Raw genomic sequence first — 25,994 nt, 5'->3', positions numbered from 1 at the left:
GACATTCGCCTGACTTCCGGCCGCACAATGGGTCCTGATGAGCCATGTGGTCGTGATCGAGGATGAAAGCACCGTGCGGGAGGTGCTGCGCTTTCACCTGGAGCGGGCCGGGCTGCGGGTGAGTGCGCTGGACTCGGTGCAGGGCGCGCACGAGGCCCTGACCACCGCCGACGCCCTGGTGCTGGACTGGATGCTGCCGGGCGAGAGCGGTCTGGGTTACCTGCGCCGCCTGCGGAGCGACCCCGACCTGCGCCGCCTGCCCGTGCTGATGCTGACCGCCCGCGCGGCCGAGGCCGAGCGCGTAGAGGGGCTGGAAAGCGGCGCGGACGATTATCTGACCAAGCCCTTCAGCGCGGCGGAACTGGTGGCCCGCGTGCGTGCCCTGCTGCGCCGCGCCCAGCCCGACGCGCCCGAGCAGCTCAGCCACGGGCCGCTCCAGATGGACCTGGGGGCCGCCGACGCCCGGTTGGCGGGAGCGCGGCTGAACCTCACCCGGCGGGAGTTCGACCTGCTGGCGTTCCTGACCCAGCACGCGGGGCGGGTCTATTCGCGCACCGAACTGCTCGACCGCGTGTGGGGCGCGGATTTCCTGGGCGGCGAGCGCACGGTGGACCAGCACGTCACGCAACTGCGCGCCCACCTGAACGACGATCCGGCCCGCCCCCGCTTTCTGGAAACCGTCCGGGGCAAGGGCTACCGTATGCGCCCCTGGACGGACGAGAACGGATGACGCCCGTGCCCGCCCCCCGCACCGACGCCTGGATGGACGCCCTGCCGCAGGCCGTGCTGCTCTTCGAGGCCGGAAGCGGCCGCCCGGACGCGCTGACCGTGACGCGGGTGAACGCGGCCGCCGTCCGCCTGTGGGGTGTGCCCCAGGCCAGGGCGGCGGGACGGCCCCTGCTGGAGATCGTGCGCCGCCATACCCTGGAGGCCCTGGCAGAGCGGGGCGGGGAACTGGAACTGGAGGCGGGCGGCCGGACCCTGCGCTGCACTGCCGTCCGCGCCGCAGAAGGGCAGGCGGGCGCCCTGATCGTGGACGACCTCACCCACCACCGCCGCCGGGAGGCGGAACTGCGCGAGGCGACCGCCGTCCTCTCGCACGAGTTCCGCACGCCCGTCACCGGCCTGCGCGGTGTGCTGGAGGCGCTGGAATACGACATGCCGCCCGACCTCGCGCAGAGCTTCGTGCGGCAGGGCCTTCAGGAGGTCGAGCGCCTCGCCCGGCTGGTCGAAGACCTGGCGGTGGGCTTCCGCCCTACCCGCGCCCGCACCCTGCCGCTGGCGGAAGCGTTCGCCCGCGCCGAGCGCCTCCTCACGCCGGAACTGACCGCCCGGCACACCGCCCTCACCTTCGGCCCCGACCATCTGGTGCGCGCCGACCCCGACAAGCTGCTGCAAGTCCTGCTGAACCTGATCGAGAACGCCCTGAAGTACGGCCCGCCGGGTCAGCCGGTCGAGGTCGGCACCCGGCTGCGCGGCACCTGGGTGGAGGTGGCGGTGCTGGATCACGGCCCTCCCCTGGGGGAGACGGACAGCCTGTTCCTGGCCCACACGCGAGGCCCGCACGCCAGCGGGCAGGGCAGCGGCATGGGCCTGTATATCGTCCGCAGCATCGTCCACGGCTGGGGCGGCCAGGCCTGGACCGAGCGGCGGGGCGAGCGCAACGCCTTTTGCTTCACGCTCCCCGGCGCGGGGGGCACCCTCTAGGCAGGCCCGGCCCGGCGCGGAACAAGAAGGGAGAGGGAGCCCGCCTGCTCTCCCTCCCCCCTTTGCTCGGCCAGGCGGTCCCGGCCGCTCCGGCTTCAGCTCGGGCGCGGTCCTTCCGTCGGGCCACCCAGGCGCACCTCGGTCCGCTGGTTGCCCCGTCCGGCCAGGCCCGCCAGCCCGATCAGGCCCAGCAGGCCCCAGGGGAAGCCGCGGTTCGCGGGCGCGGGTTCATTGCCCGGGATGCCGTCGTTCTCGGTGGGCGTGGTCACCGCGTTGTTCTGCACGTTGCTGGTATCGGTCCCGGTGGTGGTGCCCGTGGTGGTGGTGCCGGTTGTGGTGGAAGTGTCACTCGTCTGGGCGGAAGCGGTCACCGGGACGGCCACCAGGGCCAGGGCGATCAGGGCTTTCTTGAGATTCGACGTCATGGTGTCCTCCTGAAAAGAAAGGGAGCGTGGGATGGGGCGTGCGCGGCGGTCAACTGCGGTTGTCGCGGCGGTCGTCCTGATCGCGCGTGACCTGAACGTCGCCGGTCTGCTGGACATCCAGCACTTCCCGGCCGACGGTGTCGGTGACCGTCTGGGTTTCGGTCACGGTGCGCTTGCCCACCTCGACCTCCTCGGTCACGAACGCCTGCTTGCTGACTGTGGGCCGCTCCGCTTCCAGGTCCACCCGGACCGTCTCGCTCTGGCTGTTCGAGAGGACGTCCCCCTCGACCGGGCGGGCGTCGGTCACCGGGTGGCGCTCGATGATCACTTCCTCGCGCTGAACCGGCACGTTCACCGTTTCCTGGCGGGTTTCCACATGCTTGCCGATCTCCACGCTCCCGGCCTGATACCGCTCCTTATCGACCCTGAGGCGTTCTTCGAGGAGCTGGAGGCGTTCCGGGGTCTTGAACATCTGGTCGTTGGCGTCGTTGTCGCGGTAGTCGTAGGCCCCAGTCGCCAGAGCCTCGGTCGCCGCAGCCCCGGTCGCCGCAACACCCGTCGCGGCGGTGCCCATGTCCCCGGCGGCGGTATTGCCCCGCAGCATCCGCTCGTCCTGGCTCTGAAGGTCAAAGGTGTAGTCCTCGTCGTCGCTGTAACGGTGCAGCGCATCGAGCTGGGCGGACGTGAGGCCGTCGAAGTAGACGCCGTCATCCTCGATCCGCGCGTAGCCGATGGGGATCAGGAGAGCACCATTCAGGCTGCCGCCGTCATCGTCCACGATGAGGTAACGGATCTTGCCGTAGTCATCGTCGACTAGGGCGTCGCGGACGGTCCCGATCTGCCGCTGCCCGGTGAGGTAGGCGGGTGCACCGATGGGGCTGTAGATCTGGGTGTCCTGAAAATCCTCGCGGTAAGCGTTGGAAACGTCGGACCACCTGTCGGACAGTCTATGAAGATGGGTCATGATCCCTCCTTGCTGGGTTCCGGTCTTCGTCGCCATTGTGGGCACTGCCCTGCCCGCTTATCTGAGAAAAACAAAAACTTTCTGGAGAATTGCTGGCGCCAGGCAGGAGGTTAAAGAGAGCTTCATTTCTTTTCCTGCGGCATTCAGGCGACAAGAGCCGTCCGGCAAACGCCGAAATCACTTTCTGTCTCCAAAACAGGGTCAGAAGAAGACCTATTCTGAAAGCTTCTTCCGAAAAGAGAACAGACTGGCACATTGCCTTCTCATCCCTTCCAGAAACGTCCTAAAATCGAGCTGACGTTTTGCCCACGGCCCGGGCTGACCGGCCCATGACCTCAGCGGACCGTCCCGGTGCTACCTTCGCTCACAGGAGTCCCCATGCGTGAAGCCCTCGAAACCGATCTGCGGACCGTGCTCAACGGTGCCCTGAACATGCTCGGCACGGTCGAGCGGATGCTGCCCCTGGCCGGGGAGGTGCTGCTGCACGGCCGCACCGAGCGGCTGGAGGAGGTCAAGGCGATTGACCGTGAGGTGGACGCGCAGGAGGCCCAGATCGAGGCCGAATGCCTGCGGATCATCGCGCTGCACCAGCCGGTCGCCCGTGACCTGCGGCTGGTCGCCCTGATCCTCAAGAGCCTCAGCGACATCGAGCGAATGGGCGACTACACCGTGCACGTCGCGGAGGACGGCGCCGAACTCGCGCAGCAGCCCGCGCTGAAGCGTTACGTGAACCTCGCCCGCATGCTGGAGCGTCTGGGCGAGATGAGCCAGAACCTCCGCACCGCCATCGCCGACCGCGACGTGACCCGCGCCGAGGCCACCGCCCAGATGGACGACGAGGTGGACGACCTCTACGAGCAGATTCAGCGCGAACTGGTCACCTACATGCTCGAAGACCCCCGCAACATCTCCAAGGCCCTGATGCTGATGCGCGTGGGCCGCAGCCTGGAAAGGGTCGGGGACCATCTGGAGAATGTGGCCGAGCGGGTGCGCTACTGGGTGACGGGGCAGCGGGAGGCGTAGGGGGAGGGAATATGGACGCTCTTACAGAGAGTGTTCTCAAAAGAGAAAACGTCGCTCTAAGCGTTGTTCGTGCCTTACTGGGCGCAGTTACGCCGGAGATACGCCGCGTAGGCTTTGCGCTGAATGGGCGAAGCGTTCAGGTTCTGTGTGTCCACGAAGGCTCACCAAGCGCAAGCCTGCGCGAGGCTATGAACGATGTCGAGGGAGAAATCTCGGGCGACTTTGCTGCTGATGTATCCGTAGAAGCCCAACTGGTGCGGATAGATGCTCCTGCTTCCATCGAGATTGAAGCGGTTTGGGTCTACGCCCGGAAAGAAGTGCCAAAAAAATAAAAATAAGGCCGCCTCCTCCAGCAGCCCTCTTTACTTGACGCGAGTTTGTCCGCCTCGAGGCGTGGCGGCCCGCTCCCTACTGGGCACTCACAATCAACGGACACTTCAGGCAGGGGTGCGGCGTGACGGCGACGCGGTGGCCGAACGCCTCCTCGATGACGGCGGGGGTCAGCACTTCTTCCGGGGTGCCGAGGGCGGTGACGCGCCCGCCCGAGACGATCAGCACCCGGTCCGCGTACTGGGCGGCGAGGTTCAGGTCGTGCAGCACGGCGATCACGCCCACGCCCTCCGCGCAGAGGGCACGGGCAAGGCGCAGCGTGGCGTGCTGGTGCGCGAGGTCGAGGCTGCTGGTGGGTTCGTCCAGCAGCAGCACCCGCTCGGGCCTGTCAGTCGCCGGGTTCGGCCACAGTTGCGCCAGCACGCGGGCGAGGTGGACCCGTTGCTGCTCACCGCCCGACAGCGTGAGGATGTTGCGGTGTTCAAACCCCGCCAGGCCCACCTGTTCGAGCGCGGCGCGGGCCACGGCGCGGTCTTCCTCCGTCTCGCGGCGCCCGTGGGGGATGCGGCCCAGCAGCACCACGTCCAGCACCTCGTAGGCGAAGGTCATCGGCGTCTGCTGCGGCAGCGCGGCGCGGCGGCGGGCGAGGTCGGCGGGGGCGTGTTCGCGGAGCGTCTGCCCGAACATCCGCACCCCGTCCTTGCCCAGCTCGCCGGTCAGGTGCTTCAGCAGCGTGCTTTTGCCCGCCCCGTTGCGGCCCAGCACCGCGAGCATCTCCCCCCCGGTCAGCCCGAAGGAGATGTTCCGCAGCAGCTCGCGCCCGGAGACGCTGTAGTTCAGGTCGGCCACCTCTACCAGCGGGGCGCCCGGCGGGGGCGTGGGGATTTCCTTGCGCGCAAAGCCCCTCACAGCCGCCCTCCCTTGCGCCCCTGCCGCAGCAGGTACAGGAAGAAGGGCGCGCCCAGCAACGCCGTCACGATGCCGATGGGCAACTCGGACGGCATCACGATGGTGCGGGCCAGCAGGTCCGCCAGCACCAGCAGCGTGGCCCCCGCCAGCGCGGAGGCGGGCAGCAGCGTGGCGTGGTTCGGGCCGGTCAGGAGCCGCATCAGGTGCGGCACGACCAGGCCGACGAAACCGATGGTCCCGGCGACCGCCACCCCCGCCCCCACGCTCAGCGCCACCAGCCCCACCACCGCCCACTTCACGGCGGTGACGGGAATGCCCAGGTGCGCGGCGTTGCTCTCCCCCAGCGTGAGGGCGTTCAGCGCGCGGGCCAGCAGCGGCAGCCCCAGCACGCCCACCAGCAGCAGCGGCGCGGCGCTCAGCACGGCGGGCCACGTCGCGCCGCCCAGCGAGCCGAGCTGCCAGAAGGTGATGGAGCGGAGCTGCTCGTCGGTGGCGAGGTAGGTCATCAGGCCGGTGCCCGCCCCGCACAGGGCGTTCACGGCGATGCCCGCCAGCAGCATGGTGGCGACGTTCATCTGCCCCCGCTCCTGCGCCAGCGCGTAGATGACGGCGGTAGAGACGACGCTCCCCAGAAAGGCCATCACCGGCAGCGTGTACGTCCCGAAGAGGTGAATGCCCAGCACCACGCTCATCGCGGCGGCCAGACCCGCGCCGCTGGAGATGCCCAGCAGCCCGGGGTCCGCCAGCGGGTTGCGGAAGAGGCCCTGCATGGCGGTCCCCGCCACCGCCAGCCCCGCGCCCACCAGCAGGCCCAGGACCACGCGCGGCAACCGGATGGCGTGCAGCACGGCGGCCTGCTGTTCCTCGTACGCGGCCAGGGCGGGCACCCCCAGCGGCGCGAGCAGGATGGACACCACCTGCGCCGGGGAGATGTGGACCGCCCCCGTGCCCACCGCGAAGACCACCGCCGCCAGCAGCACCAGCGGCAGCGCCACCAGCGCCCAGCGTGCCCGGACGCGCTGACGGCTGACCGCCGGGGCCGGGAGGGAGGTGGGGCTCACCGTCACCGCGCGAAGTCCTTCTTCCACTCGCGGGCGAGCTTCAGGGCGAACTCGGGCAGGCGCGGGCCGATCCAGCGAATGGAGTTGTCCACGGTGTAGATGCGCTTATTCTTCCCGGCGTTCGTCTGGGCCACACCCGGCATCTTCAGCGCCCCTTCCAGACCACCCACCGACGCCAGCCCCCGGTCCAGCATGATGATGGCGTCGGGGTTCATGGCGACGAGGGCTTCGGGCGTCAGCGGCTTCACGTCCTTGAAGGGCGCGACGTTCCTGCCGCCCGCCAGCTCGATCAGTTCGTTCGCGCCGCCCTCGGTGCCGTAGATGCTGGCGTCGCTGGGGCTGTGCGCGTACAGGAAGATGACCCTGGGCGCGACTTTGGGCCGGTTGGCCTTCACGGCGGCGAGGGTGGTGTCGAAGCTCCTGGTGAGGGCATTCGCCGCGCTGGGCACGCCGTACACCTGCGAGAGCAGATTCAGCCGGGTCTTCACGCCGTCCAGACCGCCCGTGTCGGTGGCGGGCAACACGAGAACCTTCACACCTGCCCCGCGAAGCTGCTGCACCAGCGTGGCGTTCTTCGGCGTGGCGAAGTTGTCCGCCGTCCCGATGACCAGGTCTGGCTTCAGCGAGATGATGCCCTCGGCCGGAAGCTGCGCCCAGTGGCCCACGCTGGGAATCTTGTTGGCGGGGTAGGTGCCGGTCACGTCCGTCCCGACGACCGTGTTCTGCTTGCCCAGCCGGTAGATCAGTTCCACGGTGGTGCCGTTAAGGGCCACCACGCGCTTCGGGTTCGTGACATTCACCGTCACGCCGTCGGCTCCCTGCACGCTGGCGGCGGAAGCGGCGGGCAGCAGGGCGAGGCTGAGGACGAGGGCAGTCTTGAAGTTCTTGTACATGGAAGCTCCAGGGGGAGAAAGGGCAAAAGAGAACGCTGTCCTGGCCGCCTTCGGCCGGACGGTCATCGACTGTCGCGCTTATCCTGCTTAATCCGAGCGTTTAAGTCAAGTTTGAAAGTAATCCGGGTGCCTGACCGGAGCAGCGGGGACGCTACGCTGGGGTATGAAAAAGCTCCTGCTGCTTCCGGCGCTGGTCCTCGGCCTCTCAGCGTGCGGGGGCAGCGCGCCTCCGCTGGCCGCGCCCACCATCGATGTGACGGGCACCTGGGTGGCGACGCTGAACGGCACGCTTCTGCCGCTCCAGATCTTCCAGTTCAACCTCACGCAGCGGGGCAATGCCGTCAGCGGTCAGGCCGGGATCGTCCCCGACCCCAGCGTGGGCCCGCCCCCGTACACCTACGAACCCTTTGGGCGGGTCAGCGGCACCGTCAGCGGCAACCAGTTCAACTTCACCGCCTACGGGTCGGGTGACTACGCCGGGAGCGTGACCCTCTCCGGCACGCTGGCGGGGGGCAAACTCACGGGAACGTGGACCAACATCAGCGCCAGCGGCTGGTCAGATGCCGGAACGTTCACGGCTGTCCCCTCCAACTGATGCCAACTTCAGGCGAGTCGAAGACGAGGGGCGAGCGGACTTGCAAAGCTGCGAAGCAGAGAAGAAGAAACTACCGGCTGGCGGCGACGGAAGAACATCCGGCGCTTTCCTGGATGTTCGGGAATCGGAGCAATCCCGTATGACCTACTCCCCCACGTCCTCCGCCCACAGCGCCCGCATTTCCGCGCTGCCCGAGAGCAGCTCCTCCAGCGTGCCCTCGCCCGTGAGGTGCCCGTCTTCCAGCAGCAGGATGCGGTCGGCGCGGGTCAGGGCGGCGCGGCGGTGGGAGACGACCAGGCAGGTGGCGTCCGTCTCGCGGAAGAGGCCGTCCCAGAGCAGGGCCTCGGTGCGGGCGTCCAGGGCGCTGGACACGTCGTCGAAGACCAGCAGGTCCGCGTCACGGGCGAGCATCCGGGCGACGGCCGCGCGCTGCACCTGCCCGCCCGAGAGCTTCACGCCGCGCGCCCCGACCGGCGTGTCCAGCCCCGCCGAGAGCTGCGCGAGGTCGGGTTCCAGCACCGCGAGACGCACGGCGCGGTTCAGGCGCTCGGGGTCGCTGCCACTCAGCACGTTCTCGCGCAAGGTGTCGGAGAAGAGGCTGGGAAGCTGAGCGGTGTACGCGCTGCGGGGCGGGACCAGGAAGGCGGCGGGGTCGGTGACCTCCGCACCGTTCCAGAAGACGTGCCCCCCCTTCCCGTCCATACTGTCACGCGGCATCAGCCCCAGCAGCGCGCGCAGCAGCGTGGTCTTGCCACTGCCGATGCGCCCGGTCACCACCACGAACTCGCCCCGGCGCAGACGGAAGCTGATGTCGGTGATGCCCGCGCCGCCGGGGTAATGGGCGGTCAGGCCCTCCACGCGCAGCTCTTCCAGCGGCTCGGCCCGGGGCACGGCCGGGGCGGCGGGCGGCTCGTCATACAGGTGGACGGGCTGGTGGGCGACGACCGTGCCCTGCGGCGCGTCCTGCAAGAGCCGTTCCATGCGGTCATAGCTGACCCCGGTGCGGCGGTGGCGGGCAATCGCGTCCCCGAAAAAGCCCATGCTCCCGGTCAGGCGCGGCAGCAGGCCGATGAACAGCACGAAGTCGGCCACGTCCATCTGCCCGCCGCGCACCCGGTTGGCCCCCAGCAGCAGCACCAGCCCCACGGCGAGGTTCACCATGTTGGTGTTCACGCCCCGGATCAGCTCGGTCAGCAGCACGTCGCGCAGGGCCGACTGACGCCGGGTTTCGCCCAGTTTTTCCAGGTGCGCGACCATCTGCCCCTCCCGCGCGGCGAGCTTCACGGCGCTCACGGCCCCGAACGTCTCCCCGATGAAGTCGGTCACGCGGGCGGTCGCCTCACGCATGCGGCGGCGGTAGGTCCGAATCCGGGGCGAGAGGCGCTGCACGAACACCACCATCAGGAGGAGTGGCGCGCACACCAGCAGCGTGATGACCGGGTCCACCCGCGCCATCATCCCAATGGCCAGAATGCAGTACACGACGAACCCCGCGCCGTCCACCCAGACCTCGGTGTACCCGGCCACGTCGTCCACGTCGTCGCGGAAGCGGCTGACGGCCTCGGCGGGGGTGTCGGGCAGGCGGCGTGAGCCTCGCGCGGTCAGCAGGTAGCCCAGCAGGTTGCGCCGCACCAGCGCGTCCAGCGTGTACCACAGCTCGATCCACGCCCGGAACGCGCCATAGAAGATGCCGAAGCGGCTCACCCGCACGAACGCGAACCAGCCCACCGACACCCAGGCGGCGGCGATCAGCGGGTCCACCGGCTGCCCGGCCAGCCGCAGCCGGTCCGCCTCCTCCAGCCGCCCGAACACGCTGCTCACGGCCAGCGTCAGCAGCGCGGGCGCGGCGTGCACCATGCCCCACATCAGCAGGTTGAAGGCGAACAGCCAGGGCTTGTAGGCAAAGAGCCGCCGGGAGAGGGCGAAGGTGCGGTCGGGAGGGGGGGAGGTGGTGGTCATGGGTGGCTCCGGGGGAGGCTTGTGGCGCGTGGCTCGTGGCTTGTGGAGGCTAAGGCTGGAAGCTGAAGCTTTCGCTCATCTACAAGCGACAAGCCACAGGCCACAAGCCTCACGCCAGCACCCCCTCTGCCTCCAGTCGCCCGGCCCGCAGCAGCTCGGCGTAGTGGCTGCGGGGGTCGCGGGCGAGCTGGGCGCGGGGGCCGTCCTCCAGCACCCGGCCGTCACCCAGGACCAGGATGCGGTCGGCGCGGGCCACCGTGTCGAGGCGGTGCGCGATCACGATGGCGGTGCGCCCGGCCAGCAGGCGGGTCATGGCCTGGGTGAGCTGGGCCTCGGTGGCGGGGTCGAGGCGGCTGCTGGGTTCGTCGAGGATGATCACGGCGGGGTCGCGCAGCAGCACGCGGGCGAAGGCGAGGAGCTGCGCCTGCCCCGCGCTGAGGCTGCCGGTGGGGAGCGGCGTCCGCACGCCCTCTTCCAGCCGGGAGAGCCAGCCGCCCAGGCCGACTTCCGTCAGCGCGGCTTCCACCTGGGCGTCCGTCACCGACTCGTCGAAGAAGGAGAGGTTGTCGCGCACGCTGGCCTGGAAGAGTTGCACGTCCTGCGTCACGACCGCCACGCGCGTTCTGAGACTGGCGAGGCGCACGTCACGGGTGTCCACGCCGCCCAGCTTCACGCTGCCCGTGCTCGGGTCGTACAGCCGCGACACCAGCCGCGTCAGGGTGGTCTTGCCGCTGCCGGTGCGCCCCAGCAGGCCGACCGTCTGCCCGGCGGGGAGGCAGAAGGAAACGTCGTGCAGCACGCCGCGCACGCTGGGGTCTTCGGGGGCGTAGCTGAAGCCGACGTGCTCGAAGCGCAGGTCCAGCGGCCCCTCCGGGAGATCGCGCGTCCCCTCCGGCAGCCCCGAGCGCAGCGCCAGCAGTTCCCCGACGCGGCCCAGGCTGGCTCCCGCTTTCTGGAGGTCCTGAAGCTGCTGCGTGAGCTGGTCGATGGGTTCCTCCACCATGTTCATGTACTGGTAGAGCAAAAAGGCGGTGCCCAGGCTGATCGCACCCGCCGCGTACAGGCCGACCGCCGCGCCCAGAATGCCCACGTAGCCGACGGCGAACAGCACCATGCTGAGCTGCCACACCAGGCTGCGCCGCCGCCAGGAGTAGGTGCTGCGCCGGAAGAACTCGCGCTGCACCCGCAGAAAGCCGCGCAGATGGTATTCCCCCGCCCCCAGCGAGCGCACGTCGTCCAGGCCCGAGAGCCGTTCCTCGATGTAGCCGAAGAGCCGCGCGCTGCTCTCGCGTTCCTGGCGGGTGGGTTCCACGCCCTTCTGGCGCACCCGGTTCATCGCGTACAGGGTGACGAGGACGAAGAGCGTGATCCCGACGCCCACCCGCCAGTCGGTCAGGTAGAACATCACCACCGCGCCCGTCAGCAGCAGCGCCGCGCCGAAGACGCGCACGGCGAACTGCGAGAAGAAGTTGCTGAGGGCCGTCACGTCGCCGTCGATGCGCTCGATCATCTCGCCGGGCGTGCGTTCCTTGTGTTCGCGCATGTCGAGCGAGAGCAGGTGCCGCATCAGGTCCGCGCGCAATCGGTTGGTGGCGGTCCAGCCCACCCGCGCGCCCACGTAGGTCGCCCCGGCAGTCAGCAGTTGCACGCCCACCGCCAGCAGGATGTACAGGCCCGCCAGCCGCGCCAGCAGACCCACGTCTGCGCCACCCCCCAGCTTGGCATTGTCCACGAAGCGCCGCAGCAGTTGCGGCAGCAGCAGGTTCAGGCCGGTGCCGGTCAACAGCAGCGCGGCGAGCAGCACCACCTGCCACTTCAGCGGTCCCAGGTAGGCACGCAGCACATTCAGCGTTCCCGAACGCGGCGGGGAAGATGGAGAGGAAGCGTCCGGCATTCCTCCAGCCTAGGGCAGCGGCGGGTGAGGCTGCATCCGCCGAGTGGCGCAGTGGAGGGAGGGGGGCCGAACAGGGCGCCTCTCCTTGTCAGGGTCATCCAGGGGCAGTTCCCCAGGCCGTCATCTGGACCCTTGCTCCATAGCGGCGCGCAGTTCCCCGGCCACCCCGTCCAGAACGGCGCGGGGCGGATGCGTCCACTGCACCTGCATGTTCAGGCGATCTCCACTCGCCCGCGGGATGACGTGGAGATGCGCGTGGAACACGTCCTGACCGGCGACCTCACCGTTCGCCATCCAGAGGTTCAGACCGTCACAAGGAAGGCCACTGGCCTGGATGGCCCGCGCGACCTGCTGGCCCAACTCGGCCAGAGCGCCCGCTTCCTGTGGGGTCAGGTCGGTGAAGGTGGCGGCGTGGCGCTTCGGAACGACCAGGGTGTGCCCGGTATTGAAGGGGCCAATCGTGAGGAAGGCGAGGCAGAGATCATTCTCCGCCACCCGGCTCGCCTCGGCCTCCCAGGCGACGATGGCACAGAAGATGCAGTCCTTCACGCCAGCTCCCGAATCTTCGCCAGCACCACCTCCGGCCGCACCGTGTAGTCGCCCGTCTTCGCCTCCACGTGCTCGAAGCGCACCACGCCGCCTTTGTCGATCAGGAACACGGCGCGGGCGCTGATGCCGCGCTCGTCGATGGCGACGCCGTACTGGCGGGCGACTTCCAGAGTCATGTCGGCCAGCAGGGGCACCTCGATGCCGTACTCGGCCGCCCAGGCCTTGTGCGCGTACACGCTGTCGCGGTTCACGCCCAGGATGACGGCCCCGGCCTCCGCGAAGTCGTCCTGCCGCCCGGAGTATTCGGGCAGTTGCATCGAGCAGACCGGGCTGAAGTCCAGCGGATAGAACACCAGCACCACATGCTTCTGCCCCCGGTAACTGCTGAGGGTCACCGGCTCCCCCAGCGTGGAGGGCAGCGTGAAGTCCGGCGCGGGCTGACCGAGAAGGCTCATGGCGCTGAGTCTAGCGGCCCCTGGGAGAGAAAAGGCGCCAGTGGCCCCCAGCCTGTTACGCTGCCCCCATGACTTCCACTTCCCTTCCGGACAGCCCTCTCAAACGGATGCGCGCCGCCCTGCGGCACACGGCGGCGCTGCCCGGCGACGTGGACGGCTGGCTGATCTACGACTTCCAGGGCCTCAACCCCCACGCGCGCCGGGTCCTGGGGCTGCCCGCAGGCGCCCACCTGACGCGGCGGTTTTTCGTGTGGGTGCCGCGCGAGGGCCAGGCCACGCTGCTGCACAACCATATCGAGGGCGGCACCTGGGCCACGCTGACGGCCGGGTGGGACGTGTCGCGCCGGGCCTTCGGGTCGCACGCGGAGCTGGACGCGGCGCTGCGCGAGGTGGTCGCCGGAAAGACGGTGGCGATGGAGTACAGCCCGCACGGGGCTGTGCCCTACGTGAGCCGGGTGGACGGGGGCACGCTGGAACGGGTGCGGGCGGCCGGGGCGGACATCGTCAGCAGCGCGGACCTGCTCCAGTCCTTCCTGGTGTGGTCGCCGGAAGACCTGGCGGCGCACCGTAGGGCGGCAGCGGTGCTGATGCGCGCGAAGGACGACGCCTTCCGCCTGATCCACGAGCGGCTGAAAGCAGGCGAGGCCGTCACAGAGCTGGACGTGCAGGCCGTGATCGAGCGCGCGATCTCGGAAGCCGGGATGGAGAGCGGCCACCCGGTCAACGTGAGCTTCGGCGCAAACGCCGCCGACCCGCACTACCAGCCCGAAGGCGAGAAGAACGCGACGCTGCGCCCCGGGGAGTGCGTGCTGATCGACCTGTGGGCACAGGAGGAGGGCCGCCCCTTCGCGGACGTGACCTGGGTAGGCCACGCGGGCGAGCCTTCGAGCGAGTACCTGGAAGCGTGGGAGGCGGTGCGCGGTGCGCGGGACGCGGCGCTGGCGCTCCTCCGCGAGCGGTACGCGCGGGAAGGTTGGGGCCGCTTGCAGGGCTGGGAGGCCGACCGCGCGGCCCGGGACGCGATGGGCGAGCCGTGGGGAGAGTTCTTCCTCCACCGCACCGGGCACGACCTGGGCGTGCAGATTCACGGCTCCGGCGCGAACCTCGACGATTACGAAACCCATGACACCCGGACCCTCACCCCCGGTCTGTGCGTGACGGTGGAACCTGGCACCTATCCGCGCGCTCGGGGCTTCGGCATCCGGACAGAGGTGGACGTGTTCCTCGCGCCGGAAGGACCACAGGTCACCACCGACCTCCAGCAGCAGCCGTTCGTGCTGGGCACGGGCGACTGGGAGGCCGTGCGGGCGGCGGGGTACGGGGAAGCGAGGCGTGCTGGCGCCTCGGCCTGAGCAGGCGCTGTCCTGCCGCTAGTGTGGTGCGCCCGCCTCCCGCGTCGGTGGCGACGCATACAGCCGCGCATCCAGCCAGAGGCCGACGCCGATCTGCGCGAGGCCCAGCAGGCGCGTGACGTTCGGGCGCTCGGCGCACCACTCCATCAGTTGACGCACGCCGGGGACCGGCACCCACCACATCAGGCTGTGCCCGACCGGCCGCACCACCGAGATCAGACCGTCACCGATCAGGATGACGGAAAAGACCTCCAACGCACGCTTCGTCCGCAGACTTGACGACATCTTTCCCTCCTTGAGCCCGGCGGGGCCGCCCCCCTCAGGCCAGCGCCTCCACGGCGAGGCTGCCCCCCGCCACCGCGCGCAGGTTCTCGCCGGTCACGTCCCAGGCTTGCGCCGTGTTTGCAGCCCCTGCTCGAACCACGCCTGCCGGGCCGAAGGCTCACCGAAGAGGTCCGTGAAGAGCGGACCAAGCGCACCGAGATCGAACACGACAACGCGGGCCATGCCACCTCCCATGGAAAGACAATCTTCAGGATAGTCCGCTTGCTCCGGTAGCCACCCCACAACCGCTCAGCCTCAAGAAGACGTGAAGCCATAGGAGCCGGGGCCCAGCGGGAGGGCTCTCTACGCCCCCACCAAAGCCTCTACGGGTCTGTTTGAAAATGGGCCTCCGCCACTCCCCCAAGCTGAAGCCCCCCTGTCTTTTGTCTTTTCAAAATTCTGGAGGCGACGGCCGATCCCCACCTTCCCAATGGGCAGGCAGAGCAGAGGAGCTTTCGGGCCGCAGGCCCGCAGCCGCCCGGTGGAACGCAACACGTTCCAGGCAGGAACCGTCACTGCCCTCCACACCTCCGCCGCAGAATGAGTCTCCCTTGGCCGAGCGCAGCGGAAAGCTCCCCCTGCCCCCCCGCGGGGGGAGGGGGCTGGGGGGTGGGGGGAATGCCTTCTAACTCAACTGCCCAACAGGGCAAACCTGCCCCTTAAGGTTGCCTGAACACGACGGGCCGTTAGGCTGTGGGCATGGCGAACCTCAGCTCCTCGACAATCATGCTGACCGGGGCAGGCGGCGCGCTGGCGACCGCCGTCGCCCAGGAACTGGAAGACGCGGGCGCGCAGCTCGTGTTGGTGGGCCGCGGCGAGGCCCTGGAGCGCGCCGCTGACCGCTTTCCCGCGACCGAGGTGCTCGACCTGGATCTGCGGGACCCCGCCAGCGTGGACGCGCTGCGGAAAGTGAAGGTGGACGCGCTGGTGCATACCGTGGGGGCCTACGCCGCGCAGGACGTGCAGAAGGCCACCGACGAGGACCTGCGCGCGATGTTCGACGAGAACATGCTGACCCTCTTTCATGCGGTGCAGGGCGTGCTCCCCCATATGCTCCGCCAGAAGGACGGTCTGATCATGGGCGTCAGCTCGGGGTCCGCGGCCCGGATGAGTGGCCCGAAAGCCGCGCTCTACACCGCCAGCAAGGCCGCCGTCGCCGCATACATCCTCAGCCTGCACGACGAACTCAAGGCCAAGGGCGTGCGCGGCTGCGTGCTGTACCCGATGGGCGCCATCGACACGCCCAGGAACCGTGACGCGGGCCTGGACTGGGACCGCCTGATCGACCCGCGCGGCCTCGCCAAGAGTGTCGCCCACGCGCTGACCCGTCCCGACCGTGCCCACCTGACCGAGCTGAAGATCTACCCGGACGCCTAGGCACGGTGAGGCCCAGGGCAGAGCGGGGGCGCGGGAGGACACCGCACTTCACAGAGAGTTAATCCTCAGCTCAGCAGCAAAAATCTTCTGATCCGATCTGGCGGGAACTGCATAGAGACAGGGTGAAGCGACGCCGAGGTGGCCCCAGGCCCCTCCGGGCCAGGATCCGGCACAGGGTTCTGGAGCTTTCACCCGTCCGTCCCGTTCCTTCCTTCTCGTTTCTGGAGGTTTCCGTATGAGCAACGACACGCAGGGCATCAGCACGCGGCGCAAGTTCCTGGGCATGGCAGGCATGATGGGCGCGGGCGCCGTGCTGTCCGGCTGCACGAGCGTCATCGCCACGCAGCCCAGCCAGGACAATGGCCTCGACGCCGCCATCTTCAACTTCGCGCTGAACCTGGAGTACCTGGAAGCGGCCTTCTACCTGGCCGCCGTGGGCCGTCTGAGCGAGCTGACGGCGGTGGGCGGCGACGCGAGCAAGGTGATGCTGCCGAGCGGCTTCAACGGCAGCACCCCGGTGCAGGGCCTGACCGGCGACATGCTGGCGATGGCCAACGAAATTGCCGACGATGAGAAGGCGCACGTCAAGGTGATCCGCTCGGTGCTCAAGAGTGCGGCCGTGGCCCAGCCGGTGCTGGACCTGAGCGGCTCCTTCATGGCGGCGGGCAGCCTCGCCTCGGGCGGAAAGATCACCAACTTCAACCCCTTCGCCAACGAGCTGTTCTTCCTGCACGGCGCCTTCATCTTCGAGGACGTGGGGGTTACGGCGTACAAGGGTGCTGCGCGCTTCATCGACGACCAGAGCGCGGGCGGCAACCTGGAAAACGCGGCGGGCATCCTGGCCGTGGAGGCCTACCACTCCGGGTCGATCCGCACCCAGCTCTACCGCCGCCGGGGTGAGCAGGCCGCCGCGGGTCTGACGGTCGAACAGGTCGTGCAGGCCATCAGCGACCTGCGTGACGCGGTGGACGGCCCCAGCGACGACGACCAGGGCATTAGCAACATGGGCATGAGCGCCAACATCGTTCTGGCCGACAGCAACGGTATCGCCTTCAGCCGCACCCCGCGCCAGGTCGCCAACATCGTGCTGCTCGACAAGACCGGCGCGGCCACCAAGGGCGGGTTCTTCCCCAACGGCCTGACCGACGACGGCAACCTCGGCAAGCTGCTCGCTATCAAGTAATCCCTTTCCAAGAGAACGCGCGCCCGGCAAGCCGTCCAGGCGCGCGTTTCCTTCATTCCTCCCCCGCCACCCGCAGCACTTCCGCCAGCCCGCCCCCGAACCCATTTTCCAGACGCGGCCACTCGGGTGGAAAAGGCTGCGTGCGGGTCACGTCGTTCGGCACGACCACCACCCGCAGGCCAGCGGCCAGGGCGGCCGTCGCCCCGTTCAGGCTGTCCTCGACGGCGAGGCATTCCTCCGGGCGCAGGCCCAGGCGGCCAGCAGCCAGCACGTAGAGTTCGGGGTCGGGCTTGACGCGGCGCACGTCGTCGCGGGTCGCCAGCACCTCGAACAAGTCCAGAAGGTCGTGCTGGGCCATCCAGCGCGTGACCCAGGCACGGTCGCTGCTGGTCGCCAGGGCCAGGCGCAGCCCGGCGGCCCGCACCTCCTCCAGCACCGCCCGCACGCCGGGCCGCAGGTCCTGTTCGGCGATGTCGGCCAGGATGCGTTCATGCAGCCCCGCGCGGACGCGCTCACGGTCGGCCTGCACGTGTTCGGGCAGTCCCGCCCAGGGGTCGAAGGCGTCCCAGGTACCGACGCCGCGTTGCCAGTCGCTGAGGGCCAGTTCGCGGCCATGCGTCCGGTAGAGGACCTGCCAGTGGTGAAACTCGCGCGTCTCGGTGTCGAGGATGGTGCCGTCGAAGTCGAAGATCAGGGCGCGCAGGGGGACGGGTCGGGTCATGGGGGCAGTGTAGGGTGCTGGCCTCCGCCAACTTTCGGGGGACGCTTCGCCCCCACCCCAGCCGCTAGCCTGGGCGGGTGGCAGACTGGGTGCAGAACCTGATGGACAGCCTGGGGTATCTCGGCATCCTGTTGCTGATGATCGTGGAGAACCTCTTCCCGCCGCTTCCCAGCGAGCTGATCATGCCCTCAGCGGGCTTCGCCGCGTCGCGCGGGGACCTGAACCTGCTGGCCGTGATCGCCGTGGGGACGCTGGGCAGTGTGCTGGGGACCCTGCCGCTTTACTACATCGGCCGGGCCTTCGGAGAGGAGCGGCTGGTGAAGTGGGCCGACCGTTACGGCCGGTGGCTTACCCTCAGTGGTCAGGACATCCGCCGGGCGGACGACTGGTTCGACCGGCACGGCGCGGGCGCGTTCCTGTTCGGCCGCCTGGTGCCCGGCGTCCGCAGCCTGCTGAGCCTCCCGGCGGGCATGAGTGAGATGCCCCTGCCCAAGTTCCTGCTCTACAGCGCCCTCGGCTCGGGCCTGTGGGCCAGCGCCCTGGCCGGGGCCGGGTACCTGCTGGGCGAGAACTACGATCAGGTGGAGCAGTATCTGGGGCCAGCGTCCAAGGTCATCGTCGCGGCAGTGCTCGTTGCGGCGGCGGTGTGGTTCCTGAAGCGGAGGCGCGAGCAGGCAGCGAAGGCATGAGGGGGCTTTCAGCCGTCCGCCGTCAGGAAGATTTCTGCTGACGGCGGATGGCTGAAAGCTGATCGCTCCCCTAAAACGCCCCCGCCTCGAACACCTGCCGAATCTCCCCCAGGTCCCGCCCCAGGCTGAGCAGCACCAGCAGCAGCAGCCGGGCCTTGTGGGCGTTCAGGAAGCTGGCGGGAATCGCTCCGGCCTCGACCAGCGTCGCGCCGCCGCCCGGGTAGCCGTAGATCGGGATGACCGGCCCGGCATGGGTGCGCGTGGCGATCACGACGGGTTTGCCCGAGGTGGTGGTGCGGGCGATCAGCGGCAACAGCTCGGCAGGGAGGTTGCCGGTGCCCAGGGCCGCGATGACCAGCCCATCTGAGCGGGCGTCGGCCTCGGCGTAGCCCTCGCCCTGCCAGCCCGCGTAGGCGTACAGAATCTCGACGTGGGCGGGGAGGGCGGGCGGCGCGTAGACGGGCCGCGCTTCCGGCATGGCGAAGTAACGCAGGTGGGCCGAATCGCCTACCCGGTCAATCCGTCCTATCGGGCCGGGATAGCCCCCGAAGGCGTCCACCGCCGTCGTGTGGACCTTCGTCACCGTGCGCGCGTCGTAGATGTCCCCGCCGAACACCGCGAGCGGCCCGCGTCCCCGGGACTGGGGATGCAGGGCCACCTGGGCCGCGTCGAGCAGGTTGCCGGGGCCATCCCAGGACGCTTCCTCGGCGTGCCGCATGCTGCCGGTCAGCACGACGGGCGTCTGGGTGGCGAGCGTGAGGTGCAGGAAAAAGGCAGTCTCCTCCAGCGTGTCGGTGCCGTGGGTGACCACGATCCCGTCATGCCCGGGCGCGAGCTGTTCGATCAGGTGCGCCAGCGCCAGCATGTGTGCGGGCGTGACATGCGGGCTGGGAAGGTTGAAGGGCTGGTAGTCGTGGACGATCACGCCCGGCAGCCCCGGCACGCTGGGGGCCGCCTGCGGCGTGACGCCCGGCCCGTCCGGATTGGGGCGGCTGGCGATGGTGCCGCCGGTGTGGATAACCGCGAGGCGTTTCATGGGGCGGTCAGCGACGGCGCAGGGCCGCCAGCACCACGGCCAGCACGAAGACCAGGAGCGTGAGCGGCAGCTCCGCGACCAGCGCCCCGCCCAGGTCGGCCCCGGCCCGCGTGCGCTGCACCGTCCCGATGCCCAGCCACAGCAGCGCCGCGAGGGCCGCCGTCAGCAGGACGGGCGCCGAGAAGGGCCTCACCCGTGCGCCGCTTCGATCAGGTTCTGCGCGCCCTGGCCCAGCATGTCGGCGGCCAGTTCGGCCCCCAGGTCGGCGCACTCGGCGGGATCGCCCGAGGTGGTCGCGCGGATCACCTGGCTGCCGTCCAGCGCGCCCACCCAGCCTTCCAGCGTCAGCACGCCGCCCTTCACCGTCGCGTGGGCGCCCACCGGGGCCATGCACCCGGCCCCCAGACCGGCCAGGAATTCGCGCTCGGCGGTCACGCGGTCGTCGGTGGCGTGGTCGTGGATCGCGTAGACCACCTCGATGCTGAGGTCGTCGTCCGCGCGGGTTTCGAGGGCCAGGGCGCCCTGACCGGGGGCGGGCAACAGGATGTCGGGGTCCAGAAACTCGTCGATGCGGTGGCGCATCTCGGTGCGGATCAGGCCCGCCGCCGCCAGGATGATCGCGTCGTAGTCGGGCGTGCCCAGCGCCGCGAGGCGCGTGTCGATGTTGCCGCGCAGATCGATGATCTGGAGGTCAGGGCGGTAGGCGCGCAGGAAGGCTTTGCGGCGCACGCTGCTGGTGCCCACGCGGGCGCCCGGCGGCAACTCCTCCAGACGCTTCATGCCCTCCTTGCCGATCAACACGTCCCGGGCGTCCACCCGCTTGGGAATGGAGGCAATCTCCAGCCCCTGGGGCTGCTCGGTCGGCAGGTCCTTGAGGGAATGCACCGCGATATCGACGCGCTTCGTGAGGAGGGCGTCCTCGATCTCCTTCACCCAGAAGCCCTTGTCACCCTTCTGGGCCAGCGATTGCAGGGCCGCGCGGTCGCGGTCGCCCTTGGTGCTGATCGTCTGGATACGGAAGTCCGTGTCCGGCCATTCCTCCTTCAGGCGGGCCACGACCCACCGGGTCTGCGCGAGCGCGAGCGCCGAGCCGCGCGTTCCAACCGTCACCGTCCGCATAACCTGAGCAGTATAAACGGTGGCCGGGAGTCGCGGGCTGGCCCGGTCACATAAAGGGAAGCTCAGGACCATCCTCACGCGCTCCGGCCCGTACACTGCCCTCCGTGCGCAATCCCTGGCTGGAATTCGGCATCCTGGTGCTGCTGCTGATCATCAACGGCTTTTTCTCCGGCTCGGAGCTGGGCGTGGTGTCGGCCAAGCGGTCACGGCTGGAGGCGGCGGCGGCGCGGGGGGACCGGGGTGCGGCGGCGGCGGTCCGGCTCACCGAGCAGCCCGGCACGTTCCTGGCGACCGTGCAGATCGGCATCACCCTGATCGGCACCATCAGCGCGGTCTTCGCGGGCGGCAGCCTCACTGGCTACCTGGAACCGCTGCTGCGTCCCCTGTTCGGTGCGGCGGCGCGGTCGGCCGCGAGCGTCGCGGTGGTGCTGCTGGTCACCTTCCTGTCGCTGGTGCTGGGTGAACTCGCCCCCAAGGGCATCGCCTTGCGGAACCCCGAGGCGCTCGCCACGCGCGTGGCGCCCTTCTTCACGGTGCTGTCCCGGGTGGCGCGGCCCCTGGTCTGGCTGCTGGACATGACGGCGAGCGGGCTGCTGAAGCTGCTGGGGATGCGTGAGGAGGCGCGCGAGGTGATCACCGAGGAGGACGTGCGGGCCGTCGTGCTGCAAGCCGCCGAGAGCGGCAGCCTGGAGGAGACGGAAACGGAGCGCATCGCCTCAGTGCTGCGCTTCAACGACCGCCGCGTGCGCGACCTGATGACCCCCCGCACCGAGGCCGTCACGCTGGACCTGGACGCCCCCACCCAGACGCTGGTGGAGACGGTGCTGGCAGACGAACACGACCGCTACGTCGTGCGGGACCCGGGCGGCGAGGTGGTGGGGCAGGTGGCCGTCAGCGACGTGCTGCGCGCCCTGTACACCGGGGAACCGCTGGCGGACTTCGTCCGGCCCGCCGTCTTCATCCCCGAGGCGGCCTGGGCCGAGGACGCCCTGGCCCGGCTGGAACGGGAAGGGCAGCAGCGGCTGGCGGTGGTCGTGGACGAGTACGGTGACTTCAGCGGCGTGCTGTCGATCAGCGACCTGCTGGTGGAGCTGGCAGGCGTGGAGGCCCAGGGCGACGAGGACCGGATCGTGCGCCGTGACGACGGCTCTTTTCTGGTCGGCGGCAGCCTGCCCATGCACGATCTGCGCCAGACGCTGCCCCTCCCCCGCCTGCCGCGCGAGGAGTTCAGCACCCTGGCCGGGTACGTGCTGGACGTGCTGGGCGAGTTTCCCCAGGTCGGCGCGCTGGCCGAGGTGGACGGCTGGGAGATCGAGGTCGTGGACGTGGACGGCCCCCGGGTGGACCGCCTGCTGATCCGCCCGCCACGCGACTTCGTGCTGGCGGACGCGGAGAATTGACCTCCGTTCAGGCGACCGGTCAGAGAACGTCGGTGCGCCCACTCGGCTCCGCAAAGATGTAGCCCTGTGCTTCGGTCCAGCCAGCTATAGGGCGTGACCCTGGCTGGCCTAGCGCCGCATGAACTTCCTGATAGGCGGCGAGGCACACCTCGTTCAGGGTGGCGTACTTCAGAGAATATCCTGCCCGTCGAAGCGCAGGGTTCGGGGAGCCGAGTAGCACAAGATGGCGGGGCCAGCATCCCGCTTCCAGTCGGGCCGCTTCCCCGGGCTACAACTCCTCGTCGGCTTCGGCCTCGTTGGCGGAGGCGGCCACGGGGACAGGCTGGGGGCGCACGAAACGCAGGTAGTCCAGCCAGGGGGGCGTGTGCCCCAGTTGCCGGATCAGCGTCACGATCTGCGCCGTGTGGCGCACCTCATGGGTCATGACGTGCCACAGCAGTTGGTCCAGCGTCACGGTGTCGCTGGCCGGGTCGTCCTGGACCAGCTTGACCGGGCGGGAGAGGTCAGGGTCGGTGGCCAGGAAGGCGCGGGTCTTGGCGCTCACCTCCTGGCCGTAGCGGGTGATCCAGCCCAGGTCATACTGCTCGGCCTGTGGGCGCACCCAGTCATGGGGGTAGCGGGAGGCCACGCCGTCGCCCAGCGCGACAGTCTGCACCCAGTGGTCCTCCACGTCCACGATGTGCAGCAGCAGGTCCTTGATGTTGTGGAAGCGGTCGCCCTCCAGCAGCGGCCGGTCCAGGTCGGCGGCAGGCAGCGCCCGCAGAAAGTTCCAGAGCTGCTCGCGAGCGGCAGAAAGGTAAGCGTAGTACTCGCGGACGTTCATGAGTAACTCACAGCATACCCTGCCCCTGCGCCGGAATTTTGAAGGCTACATTGCGCTTGCCGCCACCGCTTCTTCATGCTCCCCCGCCCAGGGTTCCGGCGCAAGGAACGGCGCGAGTGCCCGCTCCACATCCTCCACGGTGTTCACCTGCACCAGAGTGTCCCGCAGTTCAGGCTGCTCGGGCAGGTACTGCGGCAGCACCTTGCGCAGCGGGCGCATGCTGGGCAGGCCGGAGCGGTCCGGGCCGTAGAAGGCCGCGTGGAGCCGGGCGTGCCGCAGGGCGGTGCGGGCGCGTTCCCGCACGCCGGGGGCCGCCTCATCGCCGGTGGAGAGCGCGCGGAAGACCCAGGGGTTCCCGACCGCGCCGCGCCCGATCATCACGGCGGCCACCCCGGCCTGCAAGCGGGCGCGGGCCTGCTCGGCACTCCTGACGTCGCCGCTGCCGATCACCGGCACCGCCACGCTGGCCGCGACGCGGGCAATCGCTTCCCAGTCGGCCTCGCCCGCATACCGCTGCGCGCTGGTGCGCCCGTGGACGGTGATCAGGGCCGCCCCCGCCGCCGCCAGGCCCTGCGCGATCTCCACGCTGCGGTCGGTGTCCCAGCCCAGGCGAATCTTGGCGCTCACGTCGAGCCCGGTCGCCCCGCGCATCGCCTGCACCAGCGCGTAGGCCACTTCGGGCGTCTGGAGTAGGCACGCGCCGCCCCGGCCCCGGACCTTCGGGACCGGGCAGCCCATGTTGAGGTCCAGGGCGGCGGGGGCGAACCAGGCCTCGGCCCGCGTGACCGCCTGGGCCAGGATGTCCGGTTCGGCGCCGAACAGTTGCACCACGCGCCGCGTCTCGCCGGGGTAGGGGCGGCCCAGCGTGAGCTTTTCCGACTCGCCGCCCAGCACCAGTCCGCGCGCACTGATCATCTCGCTGACGGTCCACAGCGCGCCCTGCTCGGCGGCGAGCTGGCGCATCGGCGCGTCACTGTAGCCCGCCATCGGGGCGAGGACTGCCCCCGGTTGCGCGAGGCGGCGCGCATAGAAGCCGGAACCGCTGGTCATCCCGTCAGGGTAGCGCACGCCCTACCCCCGGCGGGTGAAGCGAGCCTCAAGTCCGGGGGGTCACCCGCGCCGGGGGAGCGAGGTATGCTGCACTCAGTCCGGCATCCATCAACCCCTCATTCCGCCCGCCGGACGGGAGGCTTGGACCTTGAACGTCACGCCGCTGGCGCTCCACCACGCGCCGCTGCTCCACACGCTGTACGCCGCCGCGCCCGGATACTTCGCGCTGCTCGGCACCCGCGTGCCCAGTCTGAGTGAGGTCGAGCGCGATGTGGAGATCGCGCTGCTCGACCCCCGCCGCCGCCTGAAACTGCTGTTCGACGACGCAGGCGACCTGATCGGCAGTCTGGATTGCAAGCATGACTACCCGGGACCCGGCGACCTCACCATCAACCTGCTGCTGATCCGTGAGGACCGGCAGTCGCAGGGCCTCGGCAAGCAGGCCGTGCGCGACCTGGAAGCCCACGTGCCGCCCGGCACCGCCCGCATCCTGGCCAGCGTGCTGGGCGACAATCCGCGCGGCGCCCGCTTCTGGGAACGCCTGGGCTATACCTTCGCCCTCGACGCGCGCCCGGTCATGACCTGGTACGCCAAACCCCTCACCGCGCCGCCGCTGCCTGCGGGCGGCAACACGCTCACCGTCGCCAGCGATTAGGCGCGGGCGCGCCGTCCAACAGTCCAACCTTCAAACGGTCTAACGGCCAGGCTCTCTGAGCCATTCGGCGGTTAGACGGTCAGACCGTTAGACCTTTAGACTTCCCCCGTGATCGTGAAATACGGCGGGAACGCCATGAAGAGCGCCGAGTTGCGGCGGGCCGTCGCCGGGGAGATCGCGGCGCTGCGGGCCGGGGTGCCGGTCGTGGTGGTGCATGGGGGCGGGCCGGTGATCGAGCGCGAACTCGCGGCGCGCGGGATCGCGAGCGAGTTCCGGGGCGGCCTGCGCGTGACCAGCCCCGACGCGATGAACGTCGTCGAGATGGCGCTGGCCCAGCTCAACAAACAGCTCAGCCAGGACGTGGGTGCGGCGGTGGGCCTGCTGGGCCGCGACAGCCGGTTGCTGGTGGCCGAGGTGCTGGACCCCGCGCTGGGCCGGGTGGGCCGCGTGACGGAGGTGAATGCTGATCTGCTGCGGACGCTGCTCGGTGCGGGGATCACGCCAGTGGTGGGCTGCGTGGCGGTCGGCCCGGACGGGGAGGCGCTGAACGTCAACGCCGACACCGCCGCCGCCGCCGTGGCCGGAGCCCTTGGGGAAGGCATCGTGTTCCTGACCGATGTGGACGGCGTCTACCGCGCCTACCCCGACCCGGACAGTCTGGCCCCCCACCTCACCCGCGCCGAGGCCGAGGCGGGCATCCGGGGGGGCTGGATCGCCGGGGGCATGATTCCCAAGGTCCGCGCCGCGCTGGACGCCCTGGACGCTGGGGCACCCTTCGCCGTGATCGCCAGCGGCATGCGGGAAGGGGTGCTGGCGGCCGCCGCGCGGGGGGAAGCGGGGACGAGGCTGACGCCCTGAGACGTGGTCCGGCCTCCCCTACCGCGTGATGCTGAAGAGCAGTGTGTCGCGCAGTTGGGACGGATCATGCGCGGCCACGCTGTCGTTGACCAGCGTGGCGTCCAGCGTGTAGCCCAGGGCCGGGGGAATGCGGGCGCTGCGTTCGTTGTCGCGGTCGCAGCGAATCTCGATGCGGCGGAAGCCCAGGCCCCCTTCCCCGGGGAAGCGCAGGCCCAGGTCCGTCAATGCCCGCGCCACCTCGGTCGCGTAGCCCTGGCCGGTGTGGGCGGTGGCTATCCAGTAGCCGATCTCGGCCTTGGGCACGCGCCAGTCGAGGGCGTGGTAGCCGCTGCTGCCGATCAGCTCGGTGCCGTCCGCATTCCAGACGTGGTAACGCAGGTTCTCGCGCTGCTCGAAGCGTTGGGCCGCCTCCCGCAGGTTCTCCACGGTGCCGGGCAGGTCCAGCGGCGCCTGCGCCCACACCATCCACCGCCGCAACTCCGGCAGCGAGGCGTGAATCGCGGCGTGCAGGGCGGGCGCGTCCCCGGGACGGGGAGCACGCAGGAGGAGGCGGGGCGTGCGGACCTCGGTGGGAACGTCGGGGAGGGGGCGGGCCGTCATGGGAGGACTGTAGTGCATAGGGCCGAGGGCCAAACAGCGTTGG

Annotated in this window: 30 protein-coding genes; 12 read left to right on the top strand and 18 right to left on the bottom strand. The window is 69.8% G+C overall.

The window, feature by feature from the left end:
• Nucleotides 1-37 precede the first annotated feature (37 nt).
• Nucleotides 38-730 carry a winged helix-turn-helix domain-containing protein gene (locus E5F05_RS06630; protein WP_129117841.1) on the top strand — a complete coding sequence of 231 codons (693 nt, stop codon included), beginning with the start codon at nt 38-40 and terminating at the stop codon, nt 728-730.
• Complete coding sequence (locus E5F05_RS06625; RefSeq protein WP_129117840.1) at nt 727-1,707, top strand: sensor histidine kinase; 981 nt, start codon at nt 727-729, stop codon at nt 1,705-1,707. The genes E5F05_RS06630 and E5F05_RS06625 overlap by 4 nt, the downstream gene beginning before the upstream one ends.
• Nucleotides 1,708-1,802: 95 nt before the next feature.
• Here the strand turns inward: E5F05_RS06625 and E5F05_RS06620 are convergent, their stop codons facing one another.
• A complete protein-coding gene (locus E5F05_RS06620; protein WP_129117839.1) occupies nt 1,803-2,132 on the bottom strand; it encodes a WGxxGxxG-CTERM domain-containing protein in 330 nt (109 codons plus the stop codon).
• Nucleotides 2,133-2,181: 49 nt separating this feature from the next.
• Nucleotides 2,182-3,096: a PRC and DUF2382 domain-containing protein gene (locus tag E5F05_RS06615; protein ID WP_129117838.1), complete on the bottom strand. Its 915-nt coding sequence runs from the start codon at nt 3,094-3,096 to the stop codon at nt 2,182-2,184.
• Nucleotides 3,097-3,474: 378 nt separating this feature from the next.
• On the opposite strand from E5F05_RS06615, the gene phoU reads away from it, so the two are divergent.
• Nucleotides 3,475-4,119 (top strand): phosphate signaling complex protein PhoU, encoded by a 645-nt coding sequence (gene phoU, locus E5F05_RS06610; RefSeq protein WP_129117837.1) that lies wholly within the window; start codon nt 3,475-3,477, stop codon nt 4,117-4,119.
• An 11-nt stretch (nt 4,120-4,130) separates the two neighbouring features.
• Nucleotides 4,131-4,451 (top strand): MafI2 family immunity protein, encoded by a 321-nt coding sequence (locus E5F05_RS06605; RefSeq protein ID WP_129117836.1) that lies wholly within the window; start codon nt 4,131-4,133, stop codon nt 4,449-4,451.
• A 76-nt stretch (nt 4,452-4,527) separates the two neighbouring features.
• Here the strand turns inward: E5F05_RS06605 and E5F05_RS06600 are convergent, their stop codons facing one another.
• From E5F05_RS06600 to E5F05_RS06590, 3 genes are read right to left on the bottom strand one after another with little or no spacing between them, the layout of a single operon-like run.
• A complete protein-coding gene (locus tag E5F05_RS06600) occupies nt 4,528-5,358 on the bottom strand; it encodes a heme ABC transporter ATP-binding protein (RefSeq protein WP_241687069.1) in 831 nt (276 codons plus the stop codon).
• Nucleotides 5,355-6,425 carry a FecCD family ABC transporter permease gene (locus E5F05_RS06595; RefSeq protein WP_129117835.1) on the bottom strand — a complete coding sequence of 357 codons (1,071 nt, stop codon included), beginning with the start codon at nt 6,423-6,425 and terminating at the stop codon, nt 5,355-5,357. Before E5F05_RS06595 ends, E5F05_RS06600 begins: the two co-directional genes overlap by 4 nt.
• Nucleotides 6,422-7,312 carry a heme/hemin ABC transporter substrate-binding protein gene (locus E5F05_RS06590; RefSeq protein WP_129117834.1) on the bottom strand — a complete coding sequence of 297 codons (891 nt, stop codon included), beginning with the start codon at nt 7,310-7,312 and terminating at the stop codon, nt 6,422-6,424. Before E5F05_RS06590 ends, E5F05_RS06595 begins: the two co-directional genes overlap by 4 nt.
• Before the next feature lie 163 nt (nt 7,313-7,475).
• Between E5F05_RS06590 and E5F05_RS06585 the strand changes: the two genes are divergently transcribed.
• Nucleotides 7,476-7,907: a hypothetical protein gene (locus tag E5F05_RS06585; RefSeq protein ID WP_129117833.1), complete on the top strand. Its 432-nt coding sequence runs from the start codon at nt 7,476-7,478 to the stop codon at nt 7,905-7,907.
• Nucleotides 7,908-8,051: 144 nt separating this feature from the next.
• Here the strand turns inward: E5F05_RS06585 and E5F05_RS06580 are convergent, their stop codons facing one another.
• From E5F05_RS06580 to E5F05_RS06565, 4 genes are all read right to left on the bottom strand, one after another.
• Nucleotides 8,052-9,866, bottom strand: a complete 1,815-nt coding sequence (locus E5F05_RS06580; RefSeq protein WP_129117832.1) for an ABC transporter ATP-binding protein — start codon at nt 9,864-9,866, stop codon at nt 8,052-8,054.
• 109 nt (nt 9,867-9,975) lie between these two features.
• Nucleotides 9,976-11,760 (bottom strand): ABC transporter ATP-binding protein, encoded by a 1,785-nt coding sequence (locus tag E5F05_RS06575; RefSeq protein WP_129117831.1) that lies wholly within the window; start codon nt 11,758-11,760, stop codon nt 9,976-9,978.
• A gap of 120 nt (nt 11,761-11,880) precedes the next feature.
• Nucleotides 11,881-12,309, bottom strand: a complete 429-nt coding sequence (locus E5F05_RS06570; protein WP_129117830.1) for an HIT family protein — start codon at nt 12,307-12,309, stop codon at nt 11,881-11,883.
• On the bottom strand, nt 12,306-12,764 hold the full coding sequence (locus E5F05_RS06565; RefSeq protein WP_129117829.1) for a peroxiredoxin: 459 nt from the start codon (nt 12,762-12,764) through the stop codon (nt 12,306-12,308). Before E5F05_RS06565 ends, E5F05_RS06570 begins: the two co-directional genes overlap by 4 nt.
• Before the next feature lie 107 nt (nt 12,765-12,871).
• Here E5F05_RS06565 and E5F05_RS06560 point away from each other — a divergent pair, with 107 nt between their 5' ends.
• Nucleotides 12,872-14,116: a M24 family metallopeptidase gene (locus E5F05_RS06560; RefSeq protein WP_164973384.1), complete on the top strand. Its 1,245-nt coding sequence runs from the start codon at nt 12,872-12,874 to the stop codon at nt 14,114-14,116.
• Nucleotides 14,117-14,134: 18 nt separating this feature from the next.
• Here E5F05_RS06560 and E5F05_RS06555 read toward each other — a convergent pair whose 3' ends face one another.
• The gene (locus E5F05_RS06555; RefSeq protein ID WP_129117828.1) at nt 14,135-14,401 is read right to left on the bottom strand and encodes a hypothetical protein; all 267 of its coding nucleotides are present in this window, start codon (nt 14,399-14,401) and stop codon (nt 14,135-14,137) included.
• A gap of 93 nt (nt 14,402-14,494) precedes the next feature.
• Complete coding sequence (locus E5F05_RS21885) at nt 14,495-14,623, bottom strand: hypothetical protein (protein ID WP_260177132.1); 129 nt, start codon at nt 14,621-14,623, stop codon at nt 14,495-14,497.
• A 516-nt stretch (nt 14,624-15,139) separates the two neighbouring features.
• Between E5F05_RS21885 and E5F05_RS06550 the strand changes: the two genes are divergently transcribed.
• Together E5F05_RS06550 and E5F05_RS06545 are read left to right on the top strand one after the other, a co-directional pair.
• Nucleotides 15,140-15,817: an SDR family oxidoreductase gene (locus tag E5F05_RS06550; protein ID WP_129117827.1), complete on the top strand. Its 678-nt coding sequence runs from the start codon at nt 15,140-15,142 to the stop codon at nt 15,815-15,817.
• A 235-nt stretch (nt 15,818-16,052) separates the two neighbouring features.
• Nucleotides 16,053-17,000 (top strand): ferritin-like domain-containing protein, encoded by a 948-nt coding sequence (locus E5F05_RS06545; protein WP_129117826.1) that lies wholly within the window; start codon nt 16,053-16,055, stop codon nt 16,998-17,000.
• Between the two features lie 52 nt (nt 17,001-17,052).
• Here E5F05_RS06545 and E5F05_RS06540 read toward each other — a convergent pair whose 3' ends face one another.
• Nucleotides 17,053-17,721: an HAD family hydrolase gene (locus E5F05_RS06540; RefSeq protein ID WP_129117825.1), complete on the bottom strand. Its 669-nt coding sequence runs from the start codon at nt 17,719-17,721 to the stop codon at nt 17,053-17,055.
• A gap of 77 nt (nt 17,722-17,798) precedes the next feature.
• Here E5F05_RS06540 and E5F05_RS06535 point away from each other — a divergent pair, with 77 nt between their 5' ends.
• On the top strand, nt 17,799-18,410 hold the full coding sequence (locus tag E5F05_RS06535; protein ID WP_129117824.1) for a DedA family protein: 612 nt from the start codon (nt 17,799-17,801) through the stop codon (nt 18,408-18,410).
• A 70-nt stretch (nt 18,411-18,480) separates the two neighbouring features.
• Here the strand turns inward: E5F05_RS06535 and E5F05_RS06530 are convergent, their stop codons facing one another.
• Genes E5F05_RS06530 through hemC form a run of 3 tightly spaced genes read right to left on the bottom strand, consistent with a single transcriptional unit; the run spans nt 18,481 to nt 20,565 of the window.
• Nucleotides 18,481-19,446 carry an asparaginase gene (locus E5F05_RS06530; protein WP_129117823.1) on the bottom strand — a complete coding sequence of 322 codons (966 nt, stop codon included), beginning with the start codon at nt 19,444-19,446 and terminating at the stop codon, nt 18,481-18,483.
• 7 nt (nt 19,447-19,453) lie between these two features.
• Nucleotides 19,454-19,639: a hypothetical protein gene (locus tag E5F05_RS06525; protein ID WP_129117822.1), complete on the bottom strand. Its 186-nt coding sequence runs from the start codon at nt 19,637-19,639 to the stop codon at nt 19,454-19,456.
• Nucleotides 19,636-20,565, bottom strand: a complete 930-nt coding sequence (gene hemC, locus E5F05_RS06520) for a hydroxymethylbilane synthase (protein ID WP_129117821.1) — start codon at nt 20,563-20,565, stop codon at nt 19,636-19,638. Before hemC ends, E5F05_RS06525 begins: the two co-directional genes overlap by 4 nt.
• Before the next feature lie 104 nt (nt 20,566-20,669).
• Here hemC and E5F05_RS06515 point away from each other — a divergent pair, with 104 nt between their 5' ends.
• Nucleotides 20,670-21,965: a hemolysin family protein gene (locus tag E5F05_RS06515; protein WP_129117820.1), complete on the top strand. Its 1,296-nt coding sequence runs from the start codon at nt 20,670-20,672 to the stop codon at nt 21,963-21,965.
• A gap of 268 nt (nt 21,966-22,233) precedes the next feature.
• Here E5F05_RS06515 and E5F05_RS06510 read toward each other — a convergent pair whose 3' ends face one another.
• Together E5F05_RS06510 and E5F05_RS06505 are read right to left on the bottom strand one after the other, a co-directional pair.
• Nucleotides 22,234-22,788 carry a DinB family protein gene (locus tag E5F05_RS06510; RefSeq protein WP_129117819.1) on the bottom strand — a complete coding sequence of 185 codons (555 nt, stop codon included), beginning with the start codon at nt 22,786-22,788 and terminating at the stop codon, nt 22,234-22,236.
• Between the two features lie 45 nt (nt 22,789-22,833).
• Nucleotides 22,834-23,838 carry a tRNA dihydrouridine synthase gene (locus E5F05_RS06505; RefSeq protein WP_129117818.1) on the bottom strand — a complete coding sequence of 335 codons (1,005 nt, stop codon included), beginning with the start codon at nt 23,836-23,838 and terminating at the stop codon, nt 22,834-22,836.
• A 148-nt stretch (nt 23,839-23,986) separates the two neighbouring features.
• Between E5F05_RS06505 and E5F05_RS06500 the strand changes: the two genes are divergently transcribed.
• Together E5F05_RS06500 and argB are read left to right on the top strand one after the other, a co-directional pair.
• On the top strand, nt 23,987-24,493 hold the full coding sequence (locus E5F05_RS06500; RefSeq protein ID WP_129117817.1) for a GNAT family N-acetyltransferase: 507 nt from the start codon (nt 23,987-23,989) through the stop codon (nt 24,491-24,493).
• 108 nt (nt 24,494-24,601) lie between these two features.
• Nucleotides 24,602-25,351, top strand: a complete 750-nt coding sequence (gene argB, locus E5F05_RS06495; RefSeq protein ID WP_129117816.1) for an acetylglutamate kinase — start codon at nt 24,602-24,604, stop codon at nt 25,349-25,351.
• 18 nt (nt 25,352-25,369) lie between these two features.
• Here argB and E5F05_RS06490 read toward each other — a convergent pair whose 3' ends face one another.
• The gene (locus E5F05_RS06490) at nt 25,370-25,951 is read right to left on the bottom strand and encodes a GNAT family N-acetyltransferase (protein ID WP_129117815.1); all 582 of its coding nucleotides are present in this window, start codon (nt 25,949-25,951) and stop codon (nt 25,370-25,372) included.
• Nucleotides 25,952-25,994: the final 43 nt, after the last annotated feature.

Source organism: Deinococcus metallilatus, assembly GCF_004758605.1.
In the GTDB taxonomy this organism is placed as follows: Bacteria; Deinococcota; Deinococci; order Deinococcales; family Deinococcaceae; genus Deinococcus; species Deinococcus metallilatus.
The sequence above is the reverse complement of the archived record's forward strand: the minus strand, read 5'-3'. Positions and strand labels throughout refer to the sequence as shown.